Raw genomic sequence first — 24,794 nt, forward strand, 5'->3', positions numbered from 1 at the left:
GGTTTTTTTAAAATTAAACTAACACAAATTGTTCTAATAAAAAAAGAGTGCTCAAAAGTTCATTGACTTAAGAGCACTCTTTTTACTTAATCTGCCCTAATTATAGTGCTTGAGCAGCTGTGATGATTGATAATTTATAAACGTCTTCACTGTTACAACCACGAGATAGGTCATTAACAGGCATATTTAAGCCTTGTAGGATTGGTCCGATTGCTTCAAAGTTACCTAAACGTTGAGCAATTTTGTAACCAATGTTACCTGCTTCTAAGCTTGGGAATACAAATGTATTAGCATCACCTTGAATAACTGAATCAGGAGCTTTGCTTTTTGCAACAGATGGTACAAATGCTGCATCGAATTGGAACTCGCCATCTAAAGTTAATTCAGGAGCAAGCTCTTTTGCAATTTTAACTGCTTCTGCAACCTTTTCAGTTTCAGGCGATTTTGCAGATCCTTTAGTTGAAAAGCTTAACATTGCAATTTTAGGGTCAATGTCAAATAGTTTAGCTGTTTTTGCACTTTCAATTGCAATTTCAGCTAAGTCTTGGCTATTTGGGGCAATATTAATCGCGCAATCTGCGAATACATATTTCTCATCTTCACGAACCATGATAAATACACCAGATGTTTTTGTAACGCCTGGTTTTGTTTTAATGATTTGAAGCGCTGGTCGTACTGTATCTGCAGTTGAATGTGTTGCACCACTAACTAATCCTTGAGCTTTGTTAGCATATACTAACATTGTTCCAAAGTAGTTTGGATCTAATAATGCTTTACGAGCTTGCTCTTCTGTTGCTTTTCCTTTACGACGTTCAACAAATGATGCAACTAATTGCTCCATTTCTTCATAAGTAGATGGGTCTAAAATTTCTACTCCTTGAAGTTCTAAACCTAAGCTACTTGCTTTTTCTTTTACGCTTTCTACGTTACCTATTAAAATCGGTTTTAATACATCTTCTTTCGCTAGTCTGTCAGCTGCTGTTAAGATTCTCTCATCTGTACCTTCTGGTAAAACAATCGAAATACCTTTACCTGATACTTTTTGTTTAATACTTTCAAATAGATTGCTCATAATAGCCTCCGAAATTTTTAAAATAATTTTATTTGTACATAATTAGAATAAAACCTTTTTAGTATAATGAAAAATATAATATATTTAATAAAGCGCTATCATTTAAAGTAAATTAATTCCTAATTTTCTAACTAAATTTGGATATTGTATAATTTTGTATGTTTTTACAAAATACTTTTATTTGTAGTATGCTATATAAATGAAAATCAATACGATAACGTTTGGGGGATTTAAAATGAGTGAAGCTGCAAAAACTTTAGATGGCTGGTATTGTTTACATGATTTTAGAAGTATGGATTGGCATGCTTTTAAACAATTAAGTAGTGATGAGCGTCAACTAGCAATCACAGAGTTCCAACAAGTTTTCTCAAAATGGAATCAAGTTGCTGATTCTGGTGAAGGTAGCCATGCTATCTACAATATTTTAGGTCAAAAAGCAGACATTATGTTTATGGTTTTACGACCTACAATGGATGAGTTATTACATATTGAAACAGAAATTAACAAAACTACATTATCTCAATATTTGATTCCAACTTATTCATACGTTTCTGTTGTTGAATTAAGTAATTACTTAAGCGAAGAAGATGGCGATCCATATCAAAATCCACATGTTCGCGCTAGGCTTTACCCTGCTTTACCAAAATCTCAATACGTATGCTTCTATCCAATGGATAAAAAGCGTGAAGGTGAAGATAACTGGTACATGCTTCCTTCAGCAGCTCGTAAAGAAATGATGTACAGCCACGGAAAAATTGGTCGCACTTACGCTGGTAAAGTTAAACAAATTATTACTGGTTCTGTTGGATTTGATGATTATGAATGGGGCGTTACTTTATTCTCTGAAGACGTACTACAATTCAAAAAATTAATCTATGAAATGCGCTTTGATGAAGTAAGTGCTCGTTATGGAGTATTCGGTTCATTCTTTGTTGGAACAATTCTAAAAGAAGATGCATTCTCGAAATATCTTTACGTATAATTGAATACTTAAGAGTATCCACTGAATACGGTTAGTCATAGTATATAAATTAAAAGACTTCTCTTTTTTGAGGAGTTTTTTTATTTTCCCGTTGGAAAAGATGTCATATGTTTCTTTCAATTTTAATATAGTTACAGTAGTGAACGAACTAATTAGTCCTCGCTTTCCGATCACCAATGGGATTCATGCAGAATATTTAATTCGGATGAGGAGGCTTTTTTATGGCTGTAATACGTTATACTGACGCTGAAGTTGCTTTGCTTGCTAGGTTAATGCGTGCTGAAGCTGAAGGCGAAGGTAAAGAAGGTATGTTAATGGTTGGGAATGTATGTGTTAATAGGGTCTTATGTGATTGCTTAGATTTTAGAGACATTCGAAGTTTAACAGATATGGTTTATCAGAATCCAGGTGGATTCGAAGCTGTTCAAAAATCTTACTTTTATCAGCGTGCCAGGGACCAAGATATTGAACTATCTAGAAAAGTAATAGCAGGGCAGCGTTTCTGGCCAGCTACTTATGGCCTATGGTTCTTCCGACCTGCAGGTTCATGCCCAGGAACTTGGTTTAACCAAAAACTAGCAGGAAGATTTAAATCGCATTGCTTTTATCAACCAACTTCTCAAGATTGTCCTAAAGTTTACAGTGTTTAGTTTGATTTAACTAAGGGAGGTTTTTTCTTTGAGTAATCCTTACGAATATTATCCAAATCTTTATCGTGCGGCGCAACCTGCCCAAGGGCAAGGGCAAGGACAACAAACCGGACAGGGGCAAGGATATGCAGCCCCATCAGGCGGTATGATTACCCAACAAGGTCAAGTTACCGCCTCGGCTGGAATGTTTGAACAATCCTATGTAGAAAATATCCTTAGAGCCAATCGTGGGAAAATTGCTACGGTTTATATGACGTTTACTGGTCACCAACAACAAGTATTTGTAGGGTATATTATGGGAGCTGGACGTGACCATATTGTACTCAGAGATGTAAATACAACCAAAACTTTCATACTGTTGACAATTTACTTGGATTACGTCACATTTGACGAAGAAGTAGCTTTGCCTTATCAACTATAAAAAAAGGTGTTCAATATAGTGCAATAATTGCACTTTTATTGAACACTTTTTTTATTTCATTACTGAAATCCCTACTAAAATCCAAGCTACTAAAAATGCTAAACCACCTAATGGAGTAATTGCACCTAATATTTTAATTCCAGATACACTTAATATGTACAAGCTTCCTGAGAATAAGATGATCCCTATAATAGATAACCATCCCGCCCACATTAATTGAGTTGTTGAACCAAATTTATCAATTAAAAATGCAATAATAAATAGTCCACCTGTTTGGAACATTTGATATTGAACAGCCTTTTGCCAAATTTGAAGTGATCTTTCGGAAATTTTCCCCTCAAGTCCATGTGCTCCAAATGCACCTAATGCAATCGATAAAAATGCAAAAATACTACCAAATAAGAAAAATAGTTTCACTTGTTCTCCCCCTTTATCTTAAAAATCTAATAATGATCCACTTTGTTCCGAGTCATCTAATTTAGGCATAACAGAAGATCCGGACATAATAGGCTGACTTGGTATTGATTGAACGATACTACTCGTTACTATATTCTGTGGAATCTCTACACTGCTCTCGTCTTCAAGAAGTAACTCACATAAAGAACGAATACTGGCAATTCTTTCTCGAAGCTGTCCAGGTTTTTGCGTACTTACTTTTGCCATATGTAACTCATTTTCAATTTGCTGGATTACTTTTTCTACACTGATATTCAGATAAATCACCACCAAACTTTTTTAACACAATCCAATAAACCCTATTATACTATGGCTTTTTTCTGAAAGCGAATACCAACCAAACTAAGCACTATTTTAATCGAACGGTGGTATACTAAAAAAGTTAATTTTTAGGAGGTAATGTAATTTGAACTATAAAATGATCGTTTTGGATATCGATGACACACTTTTAACAGATCAACATGTTATTTCGCAAAGAACGAAGGAAGCTTTACTCAAAGCTCAAGATATGGGTGTAAAAGTAGTGTTAGCTTCCGGTAGACCAACCTTTGCAATGCATAAGATAGCTGAGGAACTATTACTACATGATTATGGTAGCTATGTTCTATCATTTAACGGGGGGATCATTACTGATTATCAAACAAAAAATAATGTTTATGAATGTACGCTAACAAAAGAGCAAGCACATGAACTTTATGAGATTAGTAAGAAACATAATGTCTTCGTTCATACATATGTTGAAAATGATATTATTACAGAACAAGGGAATCAATATACTGATATTGAAGGCCAACTCACAGGCATGCAAATTAAAGAAGTAAGCAGCTTTACCGAGCATGTGCAAAATGATGTTGTGAAATTGTTAATGTTAGAGGACCCAGAAAAACTAGCTCAAGTTGAAAAAATACTTCAAAAAGAGCTTGAAGGTAAAATTAGTGTCATGCGCTCGAAGCCGTTCTTTTTAGAATTAACAAACAGTGAAGTAGATAAAGGTAAAAGTCTAAATCACTTAATTCAAATTTTAGGAATAAGACAGGACGAAGTAATCGCTGTAGGAGATGGATATAATGACCTACCGATGATTAAATTTGCGGGACTAGGCGTTGCGATGGGAAATGCTCCTGAAGAAATTAAGCAACAAGCAGATTATGTCACTGCTACAAATAATGAAGATGGCGTCGCTGAAGTTGTTGAAAAGTTTATATTGAGTAATAAATAATAAAGACAAGAAAGGGTTGTCTAAAAAGACAACCCTCAGACTGCCCGCCAAACGCTCGCTGTCTGTGGTGCTCATTACCGCGTAAGGGTAACTTGCGCGCCTCGAAAGACAAGCGCTTGCAATCAGTCTGATAATCATGTTATCAGTACTTTATCTACAAGATGAGGGATGTCCAAAAAGAGAAACTTTTTTAAATCCCGTTTATAGACTACTCAACTGTCCAGTCAATCGGTTCCAGTTGAAGATCTACTAGTTTTTGGTTAATTTGTGAAAATGGTTTACTTCCAAAGAATCCTCTACTAGCTGACAATGGACTTGGATGATGTGATTTTAATATTATATGGTGGTTACTCGTAATCAATTCTTCTTTAGCTTGGGCATGTTTACCCCATAGAACAAAAATAATCGGACGTTCTTGCTTATTTAACTCGGATAAAATCGTATTCGTAAATAGTTCCCACCCTTTATTTTTATGGGAATTTGGTTCCCCTTCACGAACAGTTAAAACAGTATTTAATAATAAAATCCCCTGTTTTGCCCAATTATTTAAATATCCGCTCGTGGGTATTTCTATCCCTAAATCACTTTTTAATTCTTTATAAATATTTCTTAAAGAAGGCGGTATTTTTACCCCCGGTAATACAGAAAAACTTAACCCATGCGCTTGACCTGGCTGATGATAAGGATCTTGTCCAATAATTACTACCTTACAATCTTCATATGAACACTCGTTTAAAGCCTGAAATAAATGTTCTTTGGCAGGGTATATTGTTTGTTCTTTGTATTCTTTTTCAAGAAATTGCAATAAATCTTTAAAATACGGTTTTTCAAACTCTGGTTTTAATTTTTCTCTCCAATTTGATGATAGTTTAAGCAATGAAATACCACCTTTCCTGACGAAATTTCCCGAGAAATAGATATGATTTGTTGTTTCTTGTCGTTGTTCGCGTTTATTAATAGATTACTTGAATTAATAAAATTGCGATGATGATTTGAAAACCTACGATGCTTAATGCATAAAGTGAAAGTGACTTCCCTTGTTTAATGATCATTTTTAGATTTACATTTAAACCAATTGCAGCGAGTGCAATAATTTCAAATAAGTGACTAGTCTTATTTGAAATATTCGCAGCCCAACTTGGTATCACTCCTAAACTATAAAAAACACAAAGGATGACAAATCCAATTACATACCAAGGAAATTGGATTTTTACTTTTTCAATCGAATCCTCCGCTAAGTGTCTTCTTTTTATAGTAGATAAGCTAAATACTACAAAAACTAAAAAAACTACTCGAATCAGTTTAAATAAAGTCGCATAATTCTTTACTTCATCATTCACTAAACTACCACTAGCAACTACTTGTCCCACTGATTGTAATGTACTTCCGATTAGTGCAGAGGTTGGCAATGTTTCTGAGTGATATAATACAGATGCTATTAAAGGCAGAATAAACATTAAGACTGTTCCCATCATATTCACAAGTGTCACAGCCAGTCCCTTTTCTTCTTGAGTGGCTTGTATAGCTGGGGCTGTTGCGCCAATTGCTGATGAACCACAAACCGCATTTCCACTTGCCATTAAATAGCTAAAATTCAAACCAAAACCTAATTTTTCGCCTAACCAAATTGTAAAAATGATGACTAAACACATTTGTGTCACGATTAACAAAATTCCTTTTAATCCTAATAAGCTAATCATTTGAATGCTGATCGTTGCACCTAATAGAAATATTGAGATCTCTAATAATTTACTTTCTGCAAACTTTCTACCGCCTTCAAAATAAGGCTTTAAGTGTATTGTATTACCGACAATCAACCCGATTAATATTGAAAATGTAGCTGCTCCAACCGGTAATATATAAGAAAGTGATTCACTAATAAGTGCAATAAAAAGGCATAGAGCGACCCCTGGAAGAGCTTTATAAATATTCCCCATATTATTCTCCAAGCTTTCATTAAAATATTATTCTATCTTTAAATATTATGTAATGAAAAAAGAAATTCGACAAGATTCTTGTCGAATTTCCAAATTTATCATATCGTAAAATTTAATCTTCATCGTAGCTTGAAGCCTCAACAATGTATTGGGGTCTTCTTTTTGTTTCGTAATAGATCTTACCTAAATATTCTCCTAATACTCCAATCATCAAGATTTGAACTCCGCCAAATAACATAATGAAATTGGAAATCGTATATAAACCAGGAATTCTAATCCCAACAAAAATTACTTTAAAGCTCATCATAATAAAGATTACAAGACTTATACCAATTAATAATAATCCGACTTTCGTTAGCAACCTCAATGGTCTTGTATTAAAACACAATATATACTCAATGGATTTTTTTACAGAATCTAGTCTTCTTACCTCTGACTCTTTGTTAATAATTCTTGATGTGATTTCATACTCAATCGTTTTTATCTTGTAACCAATCCAGTTAAAAATACCTTTTGAATAGCGGTTTGATTCTGGCATACTTAAAATAGCATTCACTACTTTTCTACTTAACAAACGAAAGCCTGATTCGTTTTGCAAAATATCAGGGTCTACAATTTTTTTAATGACCTTTTCAAAAATGCCTTTTTTTGCTTTTTTTAGAACTGAATTCTCTAATTTTTTTGAAGCCACCACATGGTTATGACCTTTTTTGTATTCATCCATCATCTCTAAAATAACATTCGGTGGATGTACAAAGTTTCCATCCATTAGGATAACTACATCGCCTTTTGCATGTTCAAGTCCAGCACAAATTGCTCCCTCTCTTCCGAAACGGCGAGTAAACGAGATATATTTCAAATGACTGCTATGATTTGCAACAACTTGAAGTGCTAGTAGTGTATCATCTTCACTTCCGTCGTTTATATAGATAATTTCATAATCTTCTTTAAGTAACTTTACTGTATTTGATAAATTAACGTGAAATCTCTCAAAATTTTCTCCATTGTTATAACAATATACAACAACTGATAATTTCATACAAAACACCTACTTCTCCTAAAAGCTATGAAGATATAACTTTTATCTATGTTATAGCACTTGGCAAAACAGTTCAATGATTTTTATATGAATTTATTTTTTTCGAACGACTAATGGATGAGTCTACTTTTCTTAGAAAGATCTACAATTTTACTTGCTCTTTTATTAATAGGTGCTTTAAGAACAACCCCCACTATGATTGCAATGATGACAAAAAGAATTAATATTGGAAGGTCCTTATAAATGGTATCCCATACGATTCCACCAGTCGCCTCCCTTAACAAGCTTAATGCATAGGTAAAAGGTAGAAACGGATTTATTTTTTGGAAAAATGGCGGAGTTACTTGGATCGGATAAACTCCTCCCGCTCCAGATATTTGGAGAACCAAAAAGATAATACCGATGCCTTTCCCAATATTTCCGAAAACCGAAACAAGCGTATAAACAATAAACGTAAATACAATGCTAATTAATAGTGCAAATAAGATAAAATAACCTCTACTTGCTGCATATGTACCTAGTATCAGGAAGTTACCAGTAGTCACCACTAATGTCTGTAATACCCCAATAGTAATAAAGGTCAATAATCTTCCAAAATAAACTTCTCTACTTTTATATGGCTTTTCTTCATGAACTTCAGTAGTTAATAACGATACCATTAATAAAGCTCCTACCCATAACGACAATGTTGTATAAAATGGAGTCAAACCTGTACCATAATTCGGTATTGGAAACATTCGCTCCTTTTTAATTAGGATTGGGTTAGAATAAAAGTCACTTACCTTTTCTATATCTGTTCGAAGAAAATTAATTAAATCCTCGATGTTTCCTTTTTCTTTAGCCTTTCTAATCTCATTAGCTATTTTTTTTATTTTCGTTTCAATCATAGGTAACTCATTTACTAATTGTTGTATATCACCTTTTTTCGTTGCTAATAAATTTGATGTATCCTGGAGTACACCTTTTATTGTAGGTATACTCGTTTTTGCATCAGCCAAAACAGTCTGGGTATTTTTTATTGATTCATTCACTAATCTTGAAGCTTCACTTATTTTTGGAGCTAAATCTTGATCAAAATTTCCATTTAAACTGTTTATCTTGTTATTTATACTTGCCGCGCTCTCATTCATTTTTTGAAGTAAATCATTCGGTAGGTCGTTTCCGCTTTGTATTGCACTTTTTAATTGAGCATTCTCATTTTGAATCACCATTAAATCTGCTTCTAGATCCTTTAATGCACTAACATCTTTACTAAAATCTGCTGTAGTGCCTAAGCTATTAAACGATTGAAGAACTTGATTTAAAGAAGTAACCATATTTTTTGAATTCGGTAGTACTTTTTCGATATCATTCGATAGCCTCATCGATTCGTCTTGACTAATCGTTTGATCCTGTAATTGTGATAATGTACTTTGTATAACAACAGACTGGTTCTGGAGTAGGTTTAGCGTCTCTTTAATAAATGGAGTTGAATCTTGAATTGATTGGTTAATTTGATTAAAAAAACCACTTAAACTAGCTGTTAATTTTTCACCGTTTGCTACGATGTTATTAATCAATTCCATGTCTTTTTTTGTAGTTTGAATAACGTTTTGTACTTTTTTATAGTCATTTAAGGCTGTATTCACAGTTGTCTTTATTTCGGGTAAATCTTTTTCAAGCTTAAAAACCATTTGCTCAAATTTTTTTATTTCAGGTAAATTTGCTTGTAAATCGATTCCTATTTTATTAAATTCCTGCAATACTTCCTTACTTACGGTCTTTTCAAATTTCTTTGTAATCTCACTGGCAATACCGGTTGCACCTTTTTCAGTATATTTCGGCGCAACTATATTTAGCTTTTCATTCACTTGATAAATTAGTTCAGGTTTTTGAGGATAATCTGTTAAAACTGTGCTAATTTTATTTGAAAAATTATTCGGTATTAAAATACTAGCGTAATATTTTCCTTGTTTAACCCCTTCATTTGCGACTTTCTTACTTGTAAATCTCCAGCCTAAAGAAGGATTTTGTTTTAAAGAATGTATCACTTCGTTTCCGATATTAATTTTATTGTTTAAGACAGTAGCACCACGATCCTCATTTACAATTGCGATCTTTAAGCCCTTTGTATTTCCATATGGATCCCAAGAGGACTTTATATTAAACCACGCATACATTGAGGGCATGATAATTAAACCAATAATAATCATCAATGCAGCCCAATTTGTTACAACCCGCTTTACATCACGAAAATAGATTTCAAATATTGAACTCACCTATAACTCACCTAATCTTAATTTTTTAAGTAGTATGCAATAAATAATGCATAACTATTCTTAATGTAGTATGAAAGAGACTTGATAAAGAAAAGGTAAAACAAAAAGACTTTCACTAAAATTAGCGAAAGTCTTTTCTAACCAAATTCTTTAAACTCCTTTGTTTTATCTACATTAATCAATATCTAATTTCTGCCCTTACTCCCATCTAAAAGTACGTGCAGCGATTAAGAAGCTTACGACCATCCAGACACATAACCATCCGAAATCTGGAAGTAAATCTCCAAATGATGCTCCGACATTCATGATATCGCGCATCGCAGTTGATAAGTGCGTAATTGGAATTGTCTTTATAATCGGTTGTAAATATTCTGGCATATTATTTACAGGGAAAAATACTCCACCTAAAAACATTAGTGGGAACGAAATGAAACCTGCAATTGGTCCAGCACTTTCTGGACTTTTCGCTAAACTAGCTATAATAAATCCAATGCTCATAAATGTTAATGTACCTAATACTACAAATAACACTACTAATAGAAATGATCCTCGAATACTTACATCGAATCCAAAATAGCCAATTAGAATTGTTAAGATGGCTTGTAAGCTATTCAATATTAGCCTTGCTGTAATTTGGGCGGCAATAAACGTTGAGGCTCTTAACGTGGTGCCTTGCATTCGTCTTAAAACTCCTCGTTCTCTCCAAGACGCAATTTGGCCTGCGACACCATTCATATTATTATTCATGATTTGCATTGCAATAATTCCAGGTACTAAAAAGTCTAAATATGAAAGCGTAATTCCAGCTACCCCTTTAAAGTCTGTTACGACTTTAGGTGTATACCCTGCCATTTGTTTACTAGCGGCATCAACATATGCTGTAATTGTTGCTATTCCACCTTGAAGCTGGGCCGCATTACTTTCATTATAAAGTACTTTTATTTGTGCAGGAGCGGATTGTTGTTTAGATGTCACTTGATTTTGAAATCCTTTATTAATGACGATTACAAAATCGGTTTTACCATCAGATAATAATTTCCTAGACTTTAATTCATTTGTTTTTTTATGAATTTTAAGCGATTTTTGTTTATCTAAAACAGTTGTAATTTGTTTACTTGCTTGAGTGTTATCATAATCAATTAAGTTTACGGAATAACTAGTTGTATTCCCATCCTTAAACATTAATCCAAAAATAATCATAAAGAAAAACGGAAATAATAGTGTCCAAATTAGTGCTTGACGATTACGTACATAAATCCGGAGTTGCGCTAAAGTCAATTGATAATAAGCTTTCATTCTTCACGTAACCCCCTTCCAGTCATATGTAAAAATACGTCCTCAAGAGTCGCAGTTCTAGTCGATAAATCCGAAATCGTCATATCTTGATCTTTTGTATACTCAAGTAAGGCCATTAATGAAGCTTGTAAGTTCCGAGTATACAATGTGACGAAATCATGATTGATCACGACATTCATTACACTGTCTAAATGTGCAAACTTTTCTTCTTGCTCTGGTAGTTTTGTCTTAAATTCAACCGCACTCTCTGCAGAAATTGAACTAACTAGATTGTTTGGTGTATCCAGCGCAATTAATTTGCCTTTATCCATGATACCAATGCGGTCAGCAAGTACATGAGCCTCATCCATATAGTGGGTTGATAAAACGACTGTTTTACCGCGTTCTTTTAATTTTAAAATGATATCCCACAACGTTCTACGAGCTTGTGGATCAAGTCCTGTAGTTGGCTCATCTAAAAATATGATTTGAGGATCATGAATTAATGCTAATGCAATTGCTAATCGCTGCTTTTGTCCACCTGATAATCCTTTTACTAGACTATTTTGCTTTTCAGATAAAAGCATTTCATCAATCAACGGTTGAATCGGGATATGACTTGGATAAAAGCTTGCATACATTTCAATGATTTCCTTTACTTTTAACAGTTCAAATAATGATGTTGATTGGAGTTGTATTCCGATCTCTTGTTTGATTTTATATGAGTCTTTACCGATCACATGCCCTGCAATAGTAGCCGTACCTTCATCTGGTTTTCTTAATCCTACAAGCATTTCCATTGTCGTTGATTTACCGGCTCCATTTGGACCGAGTAGTCCAAAAACTTCACCCTTTTCAACTTCAAAACTAATTCCATTTACAGCGTAAAAATCTCCATATCTCTTTTTAAGATTTTCAACTTTTATAATTGAGCCCATAGTTTTTCCTTCACCTCGACTAATTAAATGATTATTTAAAAAGTGCACTATCTTTTTTAATTCAGCCTGCTAAGTATATATTGCAAAACATAATTTATTTGTCGAAAGAACTGATTATTAATAATTTTTAATAAAAATTTACATTTTTTACCAACAGGCATTGTTCGGTGCTACGCTTAATCCCAAAATTTATTTAGAGCATTTATGAAATATTTATTTACATTTTATAACTTGATTGTAACGTCCATGTTGTCGCTTTGTAATACTCATCCGTTACAATATGTTGGACATTATTTAAAAAAATTGGCTATGATTTGAAGTTTTTTGCTTTAAGCGAGCCATAAAAACAAGGTGATAAAATGAAAATAGAACGTGAAAAATGGTTGGATGTTGCCAAAATGATCGGCATCTTTTTGGTTGTTTATGGTCATTCTACAGAAGGTCCGGATTCTATTACATTTATTTACTGGTTCCATATGCCCCTGTTTTTTATTATTAGTGGCTATTTATTTAAACCGGTCAATTCGATTAATGAACTTAAATTTTTTATAAAAAAACTAACATGTAGATTGCTTGTACCTTACTGTACGTATTTAGTTTTATTTAGTTTATATAACATCGCCATAGAGGTACTAAACGGAACTATTAACCAATCAAATTTATCAAAAGAAGTCCTTTCTTTGTTAATTGGTGGTAGATTTATTACTGGAGTCCATGGCGTATTTTGGTATGTGACATGTTTATTTATTACTCAAATATTATTTGCGTTAATCTGCTTATACTTTAAAAAGAATAGTACCCGTCTATTCATCGTTATTGCATGCTATTTGTTTGCACATTTTGAAACAATTAAATTAATTCCACAAATTGGTAAAAATACCTTTAATCAAATTTCGATTCCTTGGAATATGGATGTTGCTTTACTAGCTATTTTCTTTTTAGGATTAGGATTCTTTACAAAAAAACTGTTAGCGTCCATTTCTAACTTCCTGGGATTATCATGTATTACGCTAAGCATCGGTTATATGACCCTGTATGAATTGAATAAATTAGACTACCATTTAAGTCTTAAATATTTAAGATATAACCATCTTTTTTTAGATGCATTAATTCCAATTACAATGACGATTGCCGTACTTTATTTATGTCAAAAGCTTGCAAAGCTTCGATTTATTCAGCCTTGCACAATATTTGGTAAAGAATCATTAACGATTATGTACATCCACATTTTTGCAAATGCTGTTTTTTCACAGTTTTTCGATTATGGGCCGTTATTGTACACAATGATTGGTTTAGCCGTACCTATGGTTGCGAAGAAATTTATTATTGAAACACAACCTACTATAAAACCGTTGTTCATTGGTTTAAATGTAAAACGAAAACAACATTTAAAAGTAAGAACTGCATAAAAAAAATAGCCCTAGGGCTATTTTTTTTATTTTAATGTAGCAACAGCTGCATCTGAACCTCTTTGAATTGAGCCAGTTGCTGTAACTTTAATGTTTTCTAGTGCATCTCCATTTGTGAAAATAACTGGAGTAATTGTGCTTTTTGCATTTTCTTTTATATAGTCAATATTGAATGTTAATAAATGATCTCCAGCATTAACTTTTTGTCCTTCTGTTATATGAGCATCGAAACCTTCACCATTTAGTTTAACTGTTTCTAGTCCAACATGAATTAAGATTTCAACACCCTCATTTGAACGAATTCCAATAGCGTGTTTCGTATGGAATACTTGTACGATTTCTCCGTCAAAAGGAGCTACGACAACACCTTCTGAAGGTGTAATAGCAAAACCATCACCCATCATTTTTTCTGCAAATACAGGGTCTGGCACTTCAGATAGTGGATGGATTTCTCCAGTTAATGGCGCTTTAATGACAACTTCCTTAGCTGTTTCTTTAGTTACAGGAGCAGATCCTTGTTGTTGTTCTTCTTCTAAACCGAACATTTTTTTTAATTTGTTAAACATAATACTCACCTTTTCTTTAAATTAGATTCCAGTCTTATCATTATCTTTTCATAATAAATAATACTAATTATCCTAACAGAAAAAATACTTTAATGCTAAAGAAAAGATGAACTTTTATTGAATTATTAACTAAACTGTATCATTTCTACAATAAAAGACATGAAAAATCCTCTCATGAATCATTTATTAGCTAGTTCTAAAAATTGGCAATACATATGATAAAATAATGATGCATTACTATTTGTCCATATAATTAATAGATAGGAGCGATTAGATGACTGAAATGGTTCCATTAGTTTTCTCACTTCAAAACAAAAAGATAGCGATCATCGGAGGAGGAAAAATCGCTTTTCGAAAAGCAAAAGCATTTATAAAAAGTGGTGCTACAATTACGATTATTAGCCCTCAACTATGTGATGAATTTAAACAGTTACCTACAATAAAATGGATAAATAAGTATTTTGAGAAAGCTGATCTAACTGGATCTCATATTGTTATTGCAGCTACAGATGATAAAAATTTAAATAAATTCGTCAAAGATTGCACATCAGATTTCCAATGGTTTAATGATGTAAGTGATCAAAATAATAGTGATTTCCATACACCGGCTGTGGTTCGTAGAGGAGACCTTATTGTATCAGTCTCAACTTCAGGTAAAAGTCCAGTCCTATCAAAAAAGATAAAAAAGGAACTAGACACTTATTTTGACGATCATTATAGTGAAGTCGTAAATGAATATGCAATTGAACGAAAAAAACCAGTCATAGAGTAAACTCATATGACTGGTTAGAGGGGCAGAGTCTCTGCCTTTATTGTTTTTTTAGCTTTGCTAAGGCTTCTGCAAATGGGTTGTTAAATGGTTCATCATCTTGTTTGATCTGTTGTTTTAAATATTTTTGAACATCTCGTTTTGAAACTTTACTATTTTTTTCTTTCGAACGGCGATCTTTAAAAGTAGAAAGTTTTTCTCTATGCCCACATGCACATACAAAAATTTGACCTTCTCCTTCTCCTCTTAGCTCTAAACGTTTGAAGCAATTAGGACATCTCGCGTTAGTTGACTGTGAAATGGTTTTACGATGACCACATTCCCTGTCCTGGCAAACTAACATTTTTCCACGTTTACCGTTTACTTCTAACATAAGCTTTCCGCAGTCAGGACATTTAGTACTAGTCATGTTATCATGCTTAAATTTTTGTTCAGTTTGTTTTATTTCGTTCACAGCATCTGAAGAGAAACTAATCATTTCACTCATAAATTTAGATTTAGCTAATTTACCTTTGGAAATGGCTTGAAGCTTCTGCTCCCACTCAGCCGTTAGAGCTGGTGACTTCAAAGCTTCTGGAACAAGGTTTAATAATTGTTTGCCTTTATTTGTGATGAAAATATCTTTTCCCTTTTTTTCAATTAAAAAGCTACTGTAAAGTTTTTCAATAATATCCGCTCTTGTTGCAACTGTTCCCAATCCGCCTGTTTCGCCAATCGTCTTCTTTAAATCATTACTATTACCAGACATAAAATGTACTGGATTTTCCATTGCACTTAAAAGTGTAGCTTCATTAAAGTATGCTGGTGGTTTCGTATACCCTTTTGTTTCTATAACTTTAGCGACTTCAAGACGCTCATTCTCATTAATAACTGGTAATCGTTGATCTTCTGTACTGTCAAGATCGTCTTCGTCTTTAAAGACTTCTTTCCAGCCCAGTGATATAACCCTTTTACCTTTTGCAACAAATACCTCATTATCAACTTCTGCGATAACCTTTTCCTGTTCATATACGTACGGAGGTAATAGGACTGCTAAAAATCTTCTTACGATTAGTTCATATATTTTAAATTCCTTTGAAGAAAGTTCACTCAATATAGGTGCCTGCTCTGTTGGAATAATCGCATGGTGATCTGAAACTTTATTATCATCTACAAATGACTTATTAACTTTAATCGGTTGATTCGTTAACTTCATAATGATTTTTCCATAAGGTTTTATGTTACATGCTGATAAACGTTCCTTTAATGTATCAACTAAATCCGATGATAAGTATCTTGAATCAGTTCGTGGATACGTGACAACTTTATGGTGCTCATATAACTTTTGCATGATGGATAAGGTTTCTTTAGGTGAAAAATTAAATCTTTTATTCGCTTCTCTTTGCAGCTCAGTTAAATCGTAAAGCTGTGGAGCAAAAGATTTTTTTTCCGCAGTCGAAACTTCCTTAACCTTTAGCTGTTTTCCTTTTATCGCTCCAATAATTTTTTGTAATTCATCGGAGGTTTTAATTTTCTGGTCATTCGACTTACGATTTTGCCACGTAAAAGTTACATTATTTGCTAATACTTGTAACCCGTAATAAGTTTGTTGCTTAAATTCTTTTATTTCCTTTTCACGCTCTAAAATCATCGAAAGTGTCGGAGTTTGAACCCTACCACATGAAAGTTGAGCATTATGCTTACAAGTAAGTGCTCTTGTTGCATTAATCCCCACGATCCAATCTGCCTCAGCTCTTGCTACAGCAGAAAGATATAGATTTTCATATTCCTTACCACTCCGTAAACTTTCAAAGCCTTTTTTTACTGCCTGATCTGTTGCAGAAGAAATCCACAGCCTTTTAATTGGTTTATTAACCTTTGCCAATTGAAGAATCCACCTTGCAACAAGCTCACCTTCTCGCCCTGCATCCGTTGCGATCACGATATCTGAAACATCTTTTCTTAATAATTGAGTTTTTACAGCTTGAAATTGCTTGCCTGTCTTTTTAATAACAACAAGCTTTAATTTATCTGGAATCATTGGTAAATCTTCTAAATTCCATGACTTATACTTATTATCATAACCCTCTGGATCAGCCAAAGTCACAAGATGCCCTAATGCCCAGGTCACAATATACTTTTTACCTTCTAAAAAACCATTACCCTTTTGATTGCACCCCAGCACTTTAGCTATATCTCTAGCAACTGAAGGCTTTTCCGCTAATACTACAGTTTTACTCATATCATACTCCTTAATTTACTTACAATTTTCTTATTAACTAACTTTAACACTAAGGACAGGGGAAAGGGAAGTGAACGGAATATAATAGGGAAAACCTAAATTACAGGATTAAAGAAAGAGGGTAAGTTATGACAATATAAGATTTAAAAAATACATTAATTCTACAAAAATATCCGTCTTCTCTTTTATTCTACCTAATTTTACTATATTTCCGACTCTTCCTGTTTTTTCAACAAATGTTCTTTTTTTGCTGAAAATTGACGTTTTATTTTACTAAGAAAACAAAGGAATTCACTCCCTATATAGCAAATTTAGTAATTAATTCCATATATAAGGAGAGAGACAATGATAAATAAGATTGTATCTGTACTTTTAGGGGTATTTTTATTCCTTTTACCCACAGCTAATGCAACTTCTTTTTCTCAAGGTTTTAGTGATGGTGAGTTATCGAACTATATAGATAATCTAAATTTAAACACTACTGAAGCCACTTTTGGACAATCGATTGAAGTTGGCTTAACGACTAAAGAACATTTCGACAATGTATCTTTAACGTTTAAAAATGGAACTAATTTGACAGAAGTTTTACTAAAAAATCCATCGTCATCAGATCTTTACTATTCTGGAAAAATAGGCGTTACAGCTTCTTTTACAAAAGGTACTTATCAACTAAGTTCAATTACGCTAGGTGATCAAACTCTAACAGTTTCAGACCAGAATATTAAATTTATGATTAAAGATTTACCAACCCCAAAAATCAATCTAATTACTAATAAATCTACCTCCGTGACAGGAGCATTTTTAGAAAAAAGCAATGTCCAAATTCTCATCAATAATAAGCTGGTAAGTACTGTACAAACTGATGCAAAAGGCAATTTTCAATTTAATACTAAACCTCTAAAAGAATTCACTAAAATAAATGCAGTTGGTGTTTCAATTGGATTAAAAAGTAAAATTGCTACATCATATGTTTCAGATGTAATCGCACCTTCTATCACTTCAATACCTTCAATTTCAGATCAATCTCAAAGTATATCAGGTAAGTCGGAGCCGAATGCTGATGTTCTCATTTACTTAAACAAGAAAGTATTAGCAAAAGGTAAAGTTAACACGGCAGGTAAGTTTACTATTAAAATGACGAAGCAAAAGGCAAACACTGTTCTTCAAGTTGTCGCAGTTGATAAGAGTAAAAATCAAAGTAAACCTATTTCAATTCGTGTATTAGATCGTACTGCACCTGTAGCACCTACAATCCAAACAGTTAAAGAAAATGCTACTGTCATTAGTGGAAAAACAGAACCAAATGCTTCCGTTAAACTGTATCTAAATGGTAAATATACCGCAAAAACGCCTGCATCAATGAATGGTAGTTATACTTTTAAGGTCAGTAAATTAAAAGTATTTACGACTATAAAAGTACAATCAATTGACGCTGTTGGAAATCAAAGTAAGCCTTCATTTACCGAAGCAAAGAGCTCCCAACCCCTTTCCAATGGGCAGCTAATTATTGTTAATACAAAAACAAATAAACTTTCATATTACAACAAGGGAAAACTAATAAAAACATTTAGTGTAGCAACAGGAAAAGCCTCCTCTCCTACACCTACTGGAAAGTTTAAAATCTTAAACAAGATTAAAAATAGACCTTGGTATAAGGAAAATATTCCTGGCGGAGCTCCAAATAATCCACTTGGTAAAAGATGGATGGGCTTAAGTATGGGAAGTTCTCCTGGAAACTCATATGCAATACACGGAAATGCTAATGAAAGCTCAATTGGTAAATCAGTTAGTCACGGCTGTATTCGAATGCATAACAGTGAGGTTGAATGGTTATTCGATCAAATAAATGTTGGAACGACAGTTATTATTGCAAAATCGTCCAGTACAAACGGGCAGATTGCTCACTCATATGGAATAGCTATCGCGTAAAAAGCAAACCTTTCCGGTTTGCTTTTTTTTATAGTTTAATAGACTGCTATCTTATTTCTAATAGCATTCTTTTCACTTTTCACTGATAATATTTAGTAAAAAGGAAATAGTTAGAAAGGGGTAATTTTATTTTGAAGAGGTATTTACCTATACTTATTTTATTTTTTAGTATTCTCTATATCTTTTTTATTCCTTCAGAGCCTGTAAGCATAAAAATACTATTTAAGATAATTCCAATGGTGTTGATTATCAGTTATGCCTATTCACAAATTCCTTATCAATCAACTAAATATCGTGTTCTTATACTTTTAGGTCTTATTTTTTGTATGATTGGTGACGGAACGTTAATCTGGTTTGTTGTCGGTTTAAGTGCTTTTCTAATTGGGCATTTGCTTTACGCTGCCGGTTTTATATCAGGATGGAAATTTTCAATTTATCGCGCACTAGCGATCATTCCAATTGCAATTTATGCGTTTTTTCTATGCTCTAATTTAGTAAAGTCTTTAAACGAAAGTGGACAGGAAAGCTTAGTTATTCCGGTAATAGCATATTCAGTAGCAATTTCTTTAATGGTATTTACAGCCAGTATGACTGGAAACAAATGGGCTATTTTTGGGAGTCTATTATTCATCATTTCAGATTCTATATTATCGTGGGATTTATTTGTAGAAAGCGTTAAATATGGTCACGAATTAATCATGATCACCTACTACTCAGCACAGTTTTTAATCGCTAAAAGCATTATAAATAGAAAGAGAGTTGCGTAATATTTTACTTTCAAATAAAGAAAGAACTACAATAAAAAATGAAAGCGTATTACCCATGGATTATGAAATGTAAAAAAGGAGATTTTCATATGAAAAATGAGTTAATTAATCGTTTAATTAGTTATGCAAAAGTTGATACACAATCAAATGCAAGTAGTGAAACATGCCCTTCTACACCTGGCCAATTAACTTTGGGGCGCATGTTAGTGGAAGAGTTAAACAAAATTGGAATAGTCGACATAACAATGGATGACAATGGTTATGTAATGGCTACACTTCCGGCAAATTCCGACAAAGATATTCCGACAATTGGTTTTTTAGCACATTTAGACACAGCGACAGACTTTACAGGAAAAAATGTTAACCCTCAGCTAGTTGAAAACTATGATGGAAATGACATCGTTTTAAATGAGAGTTTAAATGTTGTATTATCTCCAAGTCATTCACCAGAGTTAACTAAATATATAGGTCATACATTAATGACAACTGATGGGACAACATTACTTGGTGCAGATAATAAGGCTGGAATCGCTGAAATTATGACTGCGATGGAGTATTTAGTTCAACATCCTGAAATTAAACACGGCAAAATAAGAGTCGCTTTCACACCAGATGAAGAGATCGGTAGAGGCCCACATAAATTTGATGTAAAAGCATTTGATGCTAAATATGCTTACACAATGGACGGTGGTCCACTAGGGGAGCTTCAATACGAGAGCTTTAATGCTGCAGGTGCAATGATTACGGTAAAAGGTAAAAATGTGCACCCAGGTACTGCTAAAGGTAAAATGATAAATTCTATGAAAATTGCCATGGAAATAAATAATTTATTACCTGTTGAAGAAGCGCCAGAATCAACTGAGGGTTACGAAGGCTTTTATCATCTAGTATCAATTGAAGGTGATGTAGAGCTAACAAAAATGCACTACATTATTAGAGATCATGATAAAACAAAATTTGCTAATCGAAAAGAGACATTGTCGAATATTGTAAATCAATTAAAAGAAACACATGGTGACAACATAATTTTAGAGTTAAAAGACCAGTACTATAATATGGGTGAGAAAATCTTACCTGTTAAAGAGGTTGTTGATATTGCTCACGAAGCAATGACAAACTTAGAAATTACACCAATTGTAGAACCAATTCGTGGTGGTACAGATGGTTCACAGCTTTCATATATGGGACTACCTACTCCAAATATCTTTACAGGAGGAGAAAACTACCACGGTAAATTTGAATACATTTCAATCGACAATATGGTTAAAGCAACGAATGTTATGATTGAAGTGATCAAATTATATGAACAAAAAGCAACTTCAAAGTAAAAAAGTAGGACTGACAGATCTGTCAGTCCATTTTTTTACTTAATTTTACGAATAAATACGACTTTTAAATAGTTACCTTCTTTAAACTGTTTATTCGTTTTAAAATCATTAGGTAGGCTGAATTCTTCCATTAATTTATATTGCCCGCCTAATTCTTTAAAGGCTGTGTCAATAAACCCTTTAAATTTATTCATTCCAAAAGTACTACAATTCGTTGAAGCAACAATTACACCATCATTTTCTGTAATCGTAATCGCTTCTTTCAACAGGTTCTTATAGTCCTTTTCGGCACTAAAGGTATGTTTCTTAGATCTTGCAAAGCTTGGTGGATCTAAAATAACCATATCAAATAAAAGGTTCTTTTTAACTGCATATTTAAAGTAATGAAATACATCCTCAACGACAATGCTTTCGGTAGCAGGATCGATTCCATTAATTTTAAATTGTTCTTTTGTTTTATCTAAGCTCCGATTAGCTAAGTCAACACTAGTAGTCTTACTTGCCCCTCCAACTGCTGCAAAGACAGAGAATGCGCCTGTATAAGAGAAAGTATTTAAAACTGTTTTCTCATAAGCATATTTATCTCGAATTAGTTTTCTAACTTCGCGTTGATCCAAAAATACGCCTACCATTGCTCCATCATTTAAATAGATAGCAAAATTAACTCCATTTTCCTTTACGATAATAGGAAATTGACCTCTTTCCCCCATCACAAAGTCATCTTCTTCAATATAATGACCTTTTGTATCGAAGCGCTTTTTCTGATAAATCCCTTTGAATTCGACAATATTCTTTAATGCTTGAATAACCCAATCTTTGAATTGATAAATTCCTTCGCTATACCAACTAATTAAATAAAATCCGTCAAAAAAATCAATCGTTAATCCACCAATCCCATCGCCTTCTCCATTAAATACTCTAAATGCTGTCGTATCAGAGCTATTATAAAATTGTTGGCGGTCTTCGATTGCTTGTTTAATTTTATCTTCAAAGAACCTAGGACTAATCTTTTCATGCTCTTTTAGGCTAAGAATCCAACCTAAACCCTTATTTTGCTTTCCATAGTAACCCTTTCCGATAAAACCATTACGCTCATCTACTAGATTAATTATCGTACCTTCATTTTTTAAATCTTTACTATTCACGATCGAATCTTTTGAAATTAGTGGAAACCCGTTTTTATAATCTCTTACAAATTTTTGTTTAATTTTTAGATTCATTTCTTTATCCATAAGCCCATCCATTCATTCTCTTTTTTACTCATTATTTCCATAATCTATTATTATAGTGTGACCCGTTAGACAAAACTGCTGATTTTGGTAATATTTAATCTTTTATTTGGACTAACCGCTGAAGCCATTTCATACACAAAGCGCTGTCAAGTCCTTAATTATAACATGACAAGCAAGTTACTTAATCTCTTAATTACAATCTATCTTTTTCTAAGCAAGAATGATCGTAGTTTTTAAATAGGAAGAATAACATAATCTCTTTCATTGCTAGTCCATTTAATATTAATATCACAAATACCTTTAAGTGTAATTGCAAAAGTGGTAATACTAAAGTAAACGCCAAAACATTTGGGCTAGAACACATTTTTGTTCTAAGTGAAAGGGAATAAAATATGGAGATTATTAATGAAACAAAACAAATAGAAGACTTAAAAGAGAATAACATAATAGGGAACCCTAAATTAACAAATTCAAAAATAATATTTAGAGGAAAAGGAAATATTCTTTATTGTGATAATGATCATGTTCATTTAGTAGATAGTACTATTGAGTTTAATGGAAATGATACAATTATTTTTCTATGTAAAAACAGGTTTAATTATATACTCAATGCAATTGTTTACAATAATTCTGTATTATTTTTTGGAAGAGATAATTATTTTAACAATAAATTAAATCTAATTATTTCAGAACAAAAAAATATAGTTGTAGGAGAAGGTTGTTTATTTTCATTTGACTGTTGGTTTAGAACAGCTGACCCTCATCTAATTTATGATTCTTTTACGAAAAAAAGGATTAACCCAAGCAAAAGCATTTATATTGGCGATCATGTTTGGATTGGTCAACATGCTTTTATTTTAAAAGGAACACAAATTGGTTCAGGCAGTATTATAGGAGGCATGTCGTTAGTTAGTGGGAAAAAAATTGAATCTAATTCTTCATATGCGGGAAATCCAGCAAGAAAAATTGGTGAATCGATTTTTTATGCTAGTGACAGCGTACATGCGTTTACAGAATCAGAAACACGAAGTCATGAACTTTTTGAGAGTGACGAATATATTTATTCATATAATCAGACTGAGGTGTTCCCATTTTCTTCAATTGAACAATCATTAACAGAATTAAAGTTGGTTTCAGAAAAACTTGATTTTATAAAAGAGAATTTGCAGATGAACCGAAACAAAAACCGCTTTTTCATTGGAAAGCCTATTGTTAAGCAGAGTTTTATAGAAAGAATTAAAAAAATATTTATGGGTATTTAATGTTAAAGAAGTAAATACATGCCGCATGCTTTAGTTTAATAGAGGAAAAGTAAAGATCACACTGGTCAGGATCCCCCAAAATAGAAATGTAAAAAAACTGAGTTATTTTCTTGGAAATAGCTCTTTTTTTATTCATGTTGAGCCATTAACCAGTTTTTTAAGTATTTTTTTTTACACAGTTATATAGACAACCACGTAAGAACTTGAACTTTTTAGCCATAAAAAACACCCTTTAAAGTAAATGTTGACCTACAAATGGTTTTTTCAACATCTACTTTAAGGGGTGCAGTCTATATCTAAATTGAATAAGGTTTTAAATTCATTCATTAACCTGTTTTATTCTTCTAGCAAAATCAACGAATTTGAACTTATCAGGTCTATGTCTAGATTGACCGTATTGTAATAGAGAACCATCGTCTAAATAGACGAAAGTATTTACAACTACTACCATATCATAGCCATCTAAATCTAAATATTTTTGGTCATCTTCTGTACAAGCTTGTACGACAATTTCTTTTTTCGCAAAGCCAATATTTAAATGTAGAGTATTTTCTACATAGTCGAAAATTGACCCTTCGCAGATTGACTTAGAAAGTTTTTCGACATATGCACAATTATAGTACTCTTTGTCTAAAATTATTTTTTTCCCGTCGATTTTTCTAGCTCTAACTACTTTCCAAATCGCTGTTTGGTCATCTATTTCTAGTTGTTCTCTTATAAACTTACTAGGCCACTTCTTTTCAAGAATTTCTACAATCGTTTCTGCTTCTCTACCGATTTGATTTGATAATTCTTTAAAACTAATTAAACCTGTTACTGGGAAATTTAATTTTGCAGTGTCTAAAATAAACGAACCTTTACCTTTGACTTTATTTATATAACCGTTTTGCTCAAGCATTTGTAATGATTTTCTAATTGTATCTCTAGAAACATCAAATTGCTCCATTAATGACTTTTCAGAAGGTATTTTACTACCAACAGTAAAAGCCCCTTTTTCAATCTGTTCAATTAACTTATGATAGATCGAAATATACTTTGCGTTCATTTTCATCACCTAGAAAAAT

23 protein-coding genes are annotated in these 24,794 nt (G+C 32.8%); 10 read left to right on the forward strand and 13 right to left on the reverse strand.

Annotation, left to right across the window (positions count from 1 at the left end; genetic code table 11):
- Nucleotides 1–100: 100 nt before the first annotated feature.
- Complete coding sequence (gene pta, locus ACFVR2_RS13915; RefSeq protein WP_387362575.1) at nt 101–1,072, reverse strand: phosphate acetyltransferase; 972 nt, start codon at nt 1,070–1,072, stop codon at nt 101–103.
- 235 nt (nt 1,073–1,307) lie between these two features.
- Between pta and hemQ the strand changes: the two genes are divergently transcribed.
- The 3 genes from hemQ (at nt 1,308) to gerQ (ending at nt 3,125) form a co-directional block, all read left to right on the forward strand.
- Nucleotides 1,308–2,054, forward strand: coding sequence for a hydrogen peroxide-dependent heme synthase (gene hemQ / locus ACFVR2_RS13920; RefSeq protein ID WP_387362577.1), 747 nt, complete (start codon nt 1,308–1,310; stop codon nt 2,052–2,054).
- 221 nt (nt 2,055–2,275) lie between these two features.
- The gene (locus ACFVR2_RS13925; RefSeq protein WP_387362579.1) at nt 2,276–2,704 is read left to right on the forward strand and encodes a cell wall hydrolase; all 429 of its coding nucleotides are present in this window, start codon (nt 2,276–2,278) and stop codon (nt 2,702–2,704) included.
- 28 nt (nt 2,705–2,732) lie between these two features.
- The gene (gerQ, locus tag ACFVR2_RS13930) at nt 2,733–3,125 is read left to right on the forward strand and encodes a spore coat protein GerQ (protein WP_387362581.1); all 393 of its coding nucleotides are present in this window, start codon (nt 2,733–2,735) and stop codon (nt 3,123–3,125) included.
- Between the two features lie 51 nt (nt 3,126–3,176).
- Here the strand turns inward: gerQ and ACFVR2_RS13935 are convergent, their stop codons facing one another.
- The gene (locus ACFVR2_RS13935; RefSeq protein ID WP_387362583.1) at nt 3,177–3,542 is read right to left on the reverse strand and encodes a DUF423 domain-containing protein; all 366 of its coding nucleotides are present in this window, start codon (nt 3,540–3,542) and stop codon (nt 3,177–3,179) included.
- Between the two features lie 18 nt (nt 3,543–3,560).
- The gene (locus ACFVR2_RS13940) at nt 3,561–3,848 is read right to left on the reverse strand and encodes a YwdI family protein (protein WP_387362585.1); all 288 of its coding nucleotides are present in this window, start codon (nt 3,846–3,848) and stop codon (nt 3,561–3,563) included.
- A 139-nt stretch (nt 3,849–3,987) separates the two neighbouring features.
- Between ACFVR2_RS13940 and ACFVR2_RS13945 the strand changes: the two genes are divergently transcribed.
- Complete coding sequence (locus tag ACFVR2_RS13945; protein ID WP_387362587.1) at nt 3,988–4,800, forward strand: Cof-type HAD-IIB family hydrolase; 813 nt, start codon at nt 3,988–3,990, stop codon at nt 4,798–4,800.
- Between the two features lie 208 nt (nt 4,801–5,008).
- Here the strand turns inward: ACFVR2_RS13945 and ACFVR2_RS13950 are convergent, their stop codons facing one another.
- The 6 genes from ACFVR2_RS13950 to ACFVR2_RS13975 all read right to left on the reverse strand — a co-directional run bounded on the left by ACFVR2_RS13950 (nt 5,009) and on the right by ACFVR2_RS13975 (nt 12,247).
- Nucleotides 5,009–5,677 carry a uracil-DNA glycosylase gene (locus tag ACFVR2_RS13950; RefSeq protein WP_387362589.1) on the reverse strand — a complete coding sequence of 223 codons (669 nt, stop codon included), beginning with the start codon at nt 5,675–5,677 and terminating at the stop codon, nt 5,009–5,011.
- A gap of 76 nt (nt 5,678–5,753) precedes the next feature.
- A complete protein-coding gene (locus tag ACFVR2_RS13955) occupies nt 5,754–6,737 on the reverse strand; it encodes a YeiH family protein (protein ID WP_387362591.1) in 984 nt (327 codons plus the stop codon).
- Nucleotides 6,738–6,849: 112 nt separating this feature from the next.
- Nucleotides 6,850–7,776 carry a glycosyltransferase family 2 protein gene (locus ACFVR2_RS13960; protein WP_387362593.1) on the reverse strand — a complete coding sequence of 309 codons (927 nt, stop codon included), beginning with the start codon at nt 7,774–7,776 and terminating at the stop codon, nt 6,850–6,852.
- A gap of 110 nt (nt 7,777–7,886) precedes the next feature.
- On the reverse strand, nt 7,887–10,034 hold the full coding sequence (locus tag ACFVR2_RS13965) for a YhgE/Pip family protein (RefSeq protein WP_387362595.1): 2,148 nt from the start codon (nt 10,032–10,034) through the stop codon (nt 7,887–7,889).
- Nucleotides 10,035–10,232: 198 nt separating this feature from the next.
- Nucleotides 10,233–11,330: an ABC transporter permease gene (locus tag ACFVR2_RS13970; protein WP_387362597.1), complete on the reverse strand. Its 1,098-nt coding sequence runs from the start codon at nt 11,328–11,330 to the stop codon at nt 10,233–10,235.
- Entirely contained in the window at nt 11,327–12,247 is a 921-nt protein-coding gene (locus ACFVR2_RS13975; protein ID WP_056469135.1) for an ABC transporter ATP-binding protein, read from the reverse strand. The genes ACFVR2_RS13970 and ACFVR2_RS13975 overlap by 4 nt, the downstream gene beginning before the upstream one ends.
- Before the next feature lie 359 nt (nt 12,248–12,606).
- Between ACFVR2_RS13975 and ACFVR2_RS13980 the strand changes: the two genes are divergently transcribed.
- Nucleotides 12,607–13,656 (forward strand): acyltransferase family protein, encoded by a 1,050-nt coding sequence (locus ACFVR2_RS13980; RefSeq protein WP_387362600.1) that lies wholly within the window; start codon nt 12,607–12,609, stop codon nt 13,654–13,656.
- Nucleotides 13,657–13,682: 26 nt separating this feature from the next.
- Here ACFVR2_RS13980 and ACFVR2_RS13985 read toward each other — a convergent pair whose 3' ends face one another.
- Nucleotides 13,683–14,222: a PTS sugar transporter subunit IIA gene (locus ACFVR2_RS13985; RefSeq protein ID WP_387362602.1), complete on the reverse strand. Its 540-nt coding sequence runs from the start codon at nt 14,220–14,222 to the stop codon at nt 13,683–13,685.
- Between the two features lie 274 nt (nt 14,223–14,496).
- Here ACFVR2_RS13985 and ACFVR2_RS13990 point away from each other — a divergent pair, with 274 nt between their 5' ends.
- Entirely contained in the window at nt 14,497–14,994 is a 498-nt protein-coding gene (locus ACFVR2_RS13990; RefSeq protein ID WP_387362604.1) for a precorrin-2 dehydrogenase/sirohydrochlorin ferrochelatase family protein, read from the forward strand.
- 37 nt (nt 14,995–15,031) lie between these two features.
- On the opposite strand, the gene ACFVR2_RS13995 is transcribed toward ACFVR2_RS13990, so the two are convergent.
- Complete coding sequence (locus ACFVR2_RS13995) at nt 15,032–17,212, reverse strand: DNA topoisomerase III (RefSeq protein WP_387362606.1); 2,181 nt, start codon at nt 17,210–17,212, stop codon at nt 15,032–15,034.
- A gap of 345 nt (nt 17,213–17,557) precedes the next feature.
- Here ACFVR2_RS13995 and ACFVR2_RS14000 point away from each other — a divergent pair, with 345 nt between their 5' ends.
- From ACFVR2_RS14000 to pepT, 3 genes are all read left to right on the forward strand, one after another.
- Entirely contained in the window at nt 17,558–19,141 is a 1,584-nt protein-coding gene (locus ACFVR2_RS14000) for a L,D-transpeptidase (protein ID WP_387362609.1), read from the forward strand.
- A 131-nt stretch (nt 19,142–19,272) separates the two neighbouring features.
- Nucleotides 19,273–19,908, forward strand: coding sequence for a lysoplasmalogenase (locus ACFVR2_RS14005; protein WP_387362611.1), 636 nt, complete (start codon nt 19,273–19,275; stop codon nt 19,906–19,908).
- A gap of 89 nt (nt 19,909–19,997) precedes the next feature.
- Entirely contained in the window at nt 19,998–21,236 is a 1,239-nt protein-coding gene (pepT, locus tag ACFVR2_RS14010) for a peptidase T (RefSeq protein WP_387362613.1), read from the forward strand.
- 35 nt (nt 21,237–21,271) lie between these two features.
- Here the strand turns inward: pepT and ACFVR2_RS14015 are convergent, their stop codons facing one another.
- Nucleotides 21,272–22,468: a class I SAM-dependent rRNA methyltransferase gene (locus ACFVR2_RS14015; protein WP_387362615.1), complete on the reverse strand. Its 1,197-nt coding sequence runs from the start codon at nt 22,466–22,468 to the stop codon at nt 21,272–21,274.
- A gap of 392 nt (nt 22,469–22,860) precedes the next feature.
- On the opposite strand from ACFVR2_RS14015, the gene ACFVR2_RS14020 reads away from it, so the two are divergent.
- Complete coding sequence (locus ACFVR2_RS14020) at nt 22,861–23,730, forward strand: acyltransferase (RefSeq protein ID WP_387362617.1); 870 nt, start codon at nt 22,861–22,863, stop codon at nt 23,728–23,730.
- Nucleotides 23,731–24,049: 319 nt separating this feature from the next.
- Here the strand turns inward: ACFVR2_RS14020 and treR are convergent, their stop codons facing one another.
- Entirely contained in the window at nt 24,050–24,775 is a 726-nt protein-coding gene (gene treR / locus ACFVR2_RS14025) for a trehalose operon repressor (RefSeq protein WP_387362619.1), read from the reverse strand.
- Between the last annotated feature and the right edge of the window lie 19 nt (nt 24,776–24,794).

The sequence above is a fragment of the Gottfriedia sp. NPDC057991 genome (assembly GCF_042886615.1).
In the GTDB taxonomy this organism is placed as follows: Bacteria; Bacillota; Bacilli; order Bacillales; family Bacillaceae_G; genus Gottfriedia.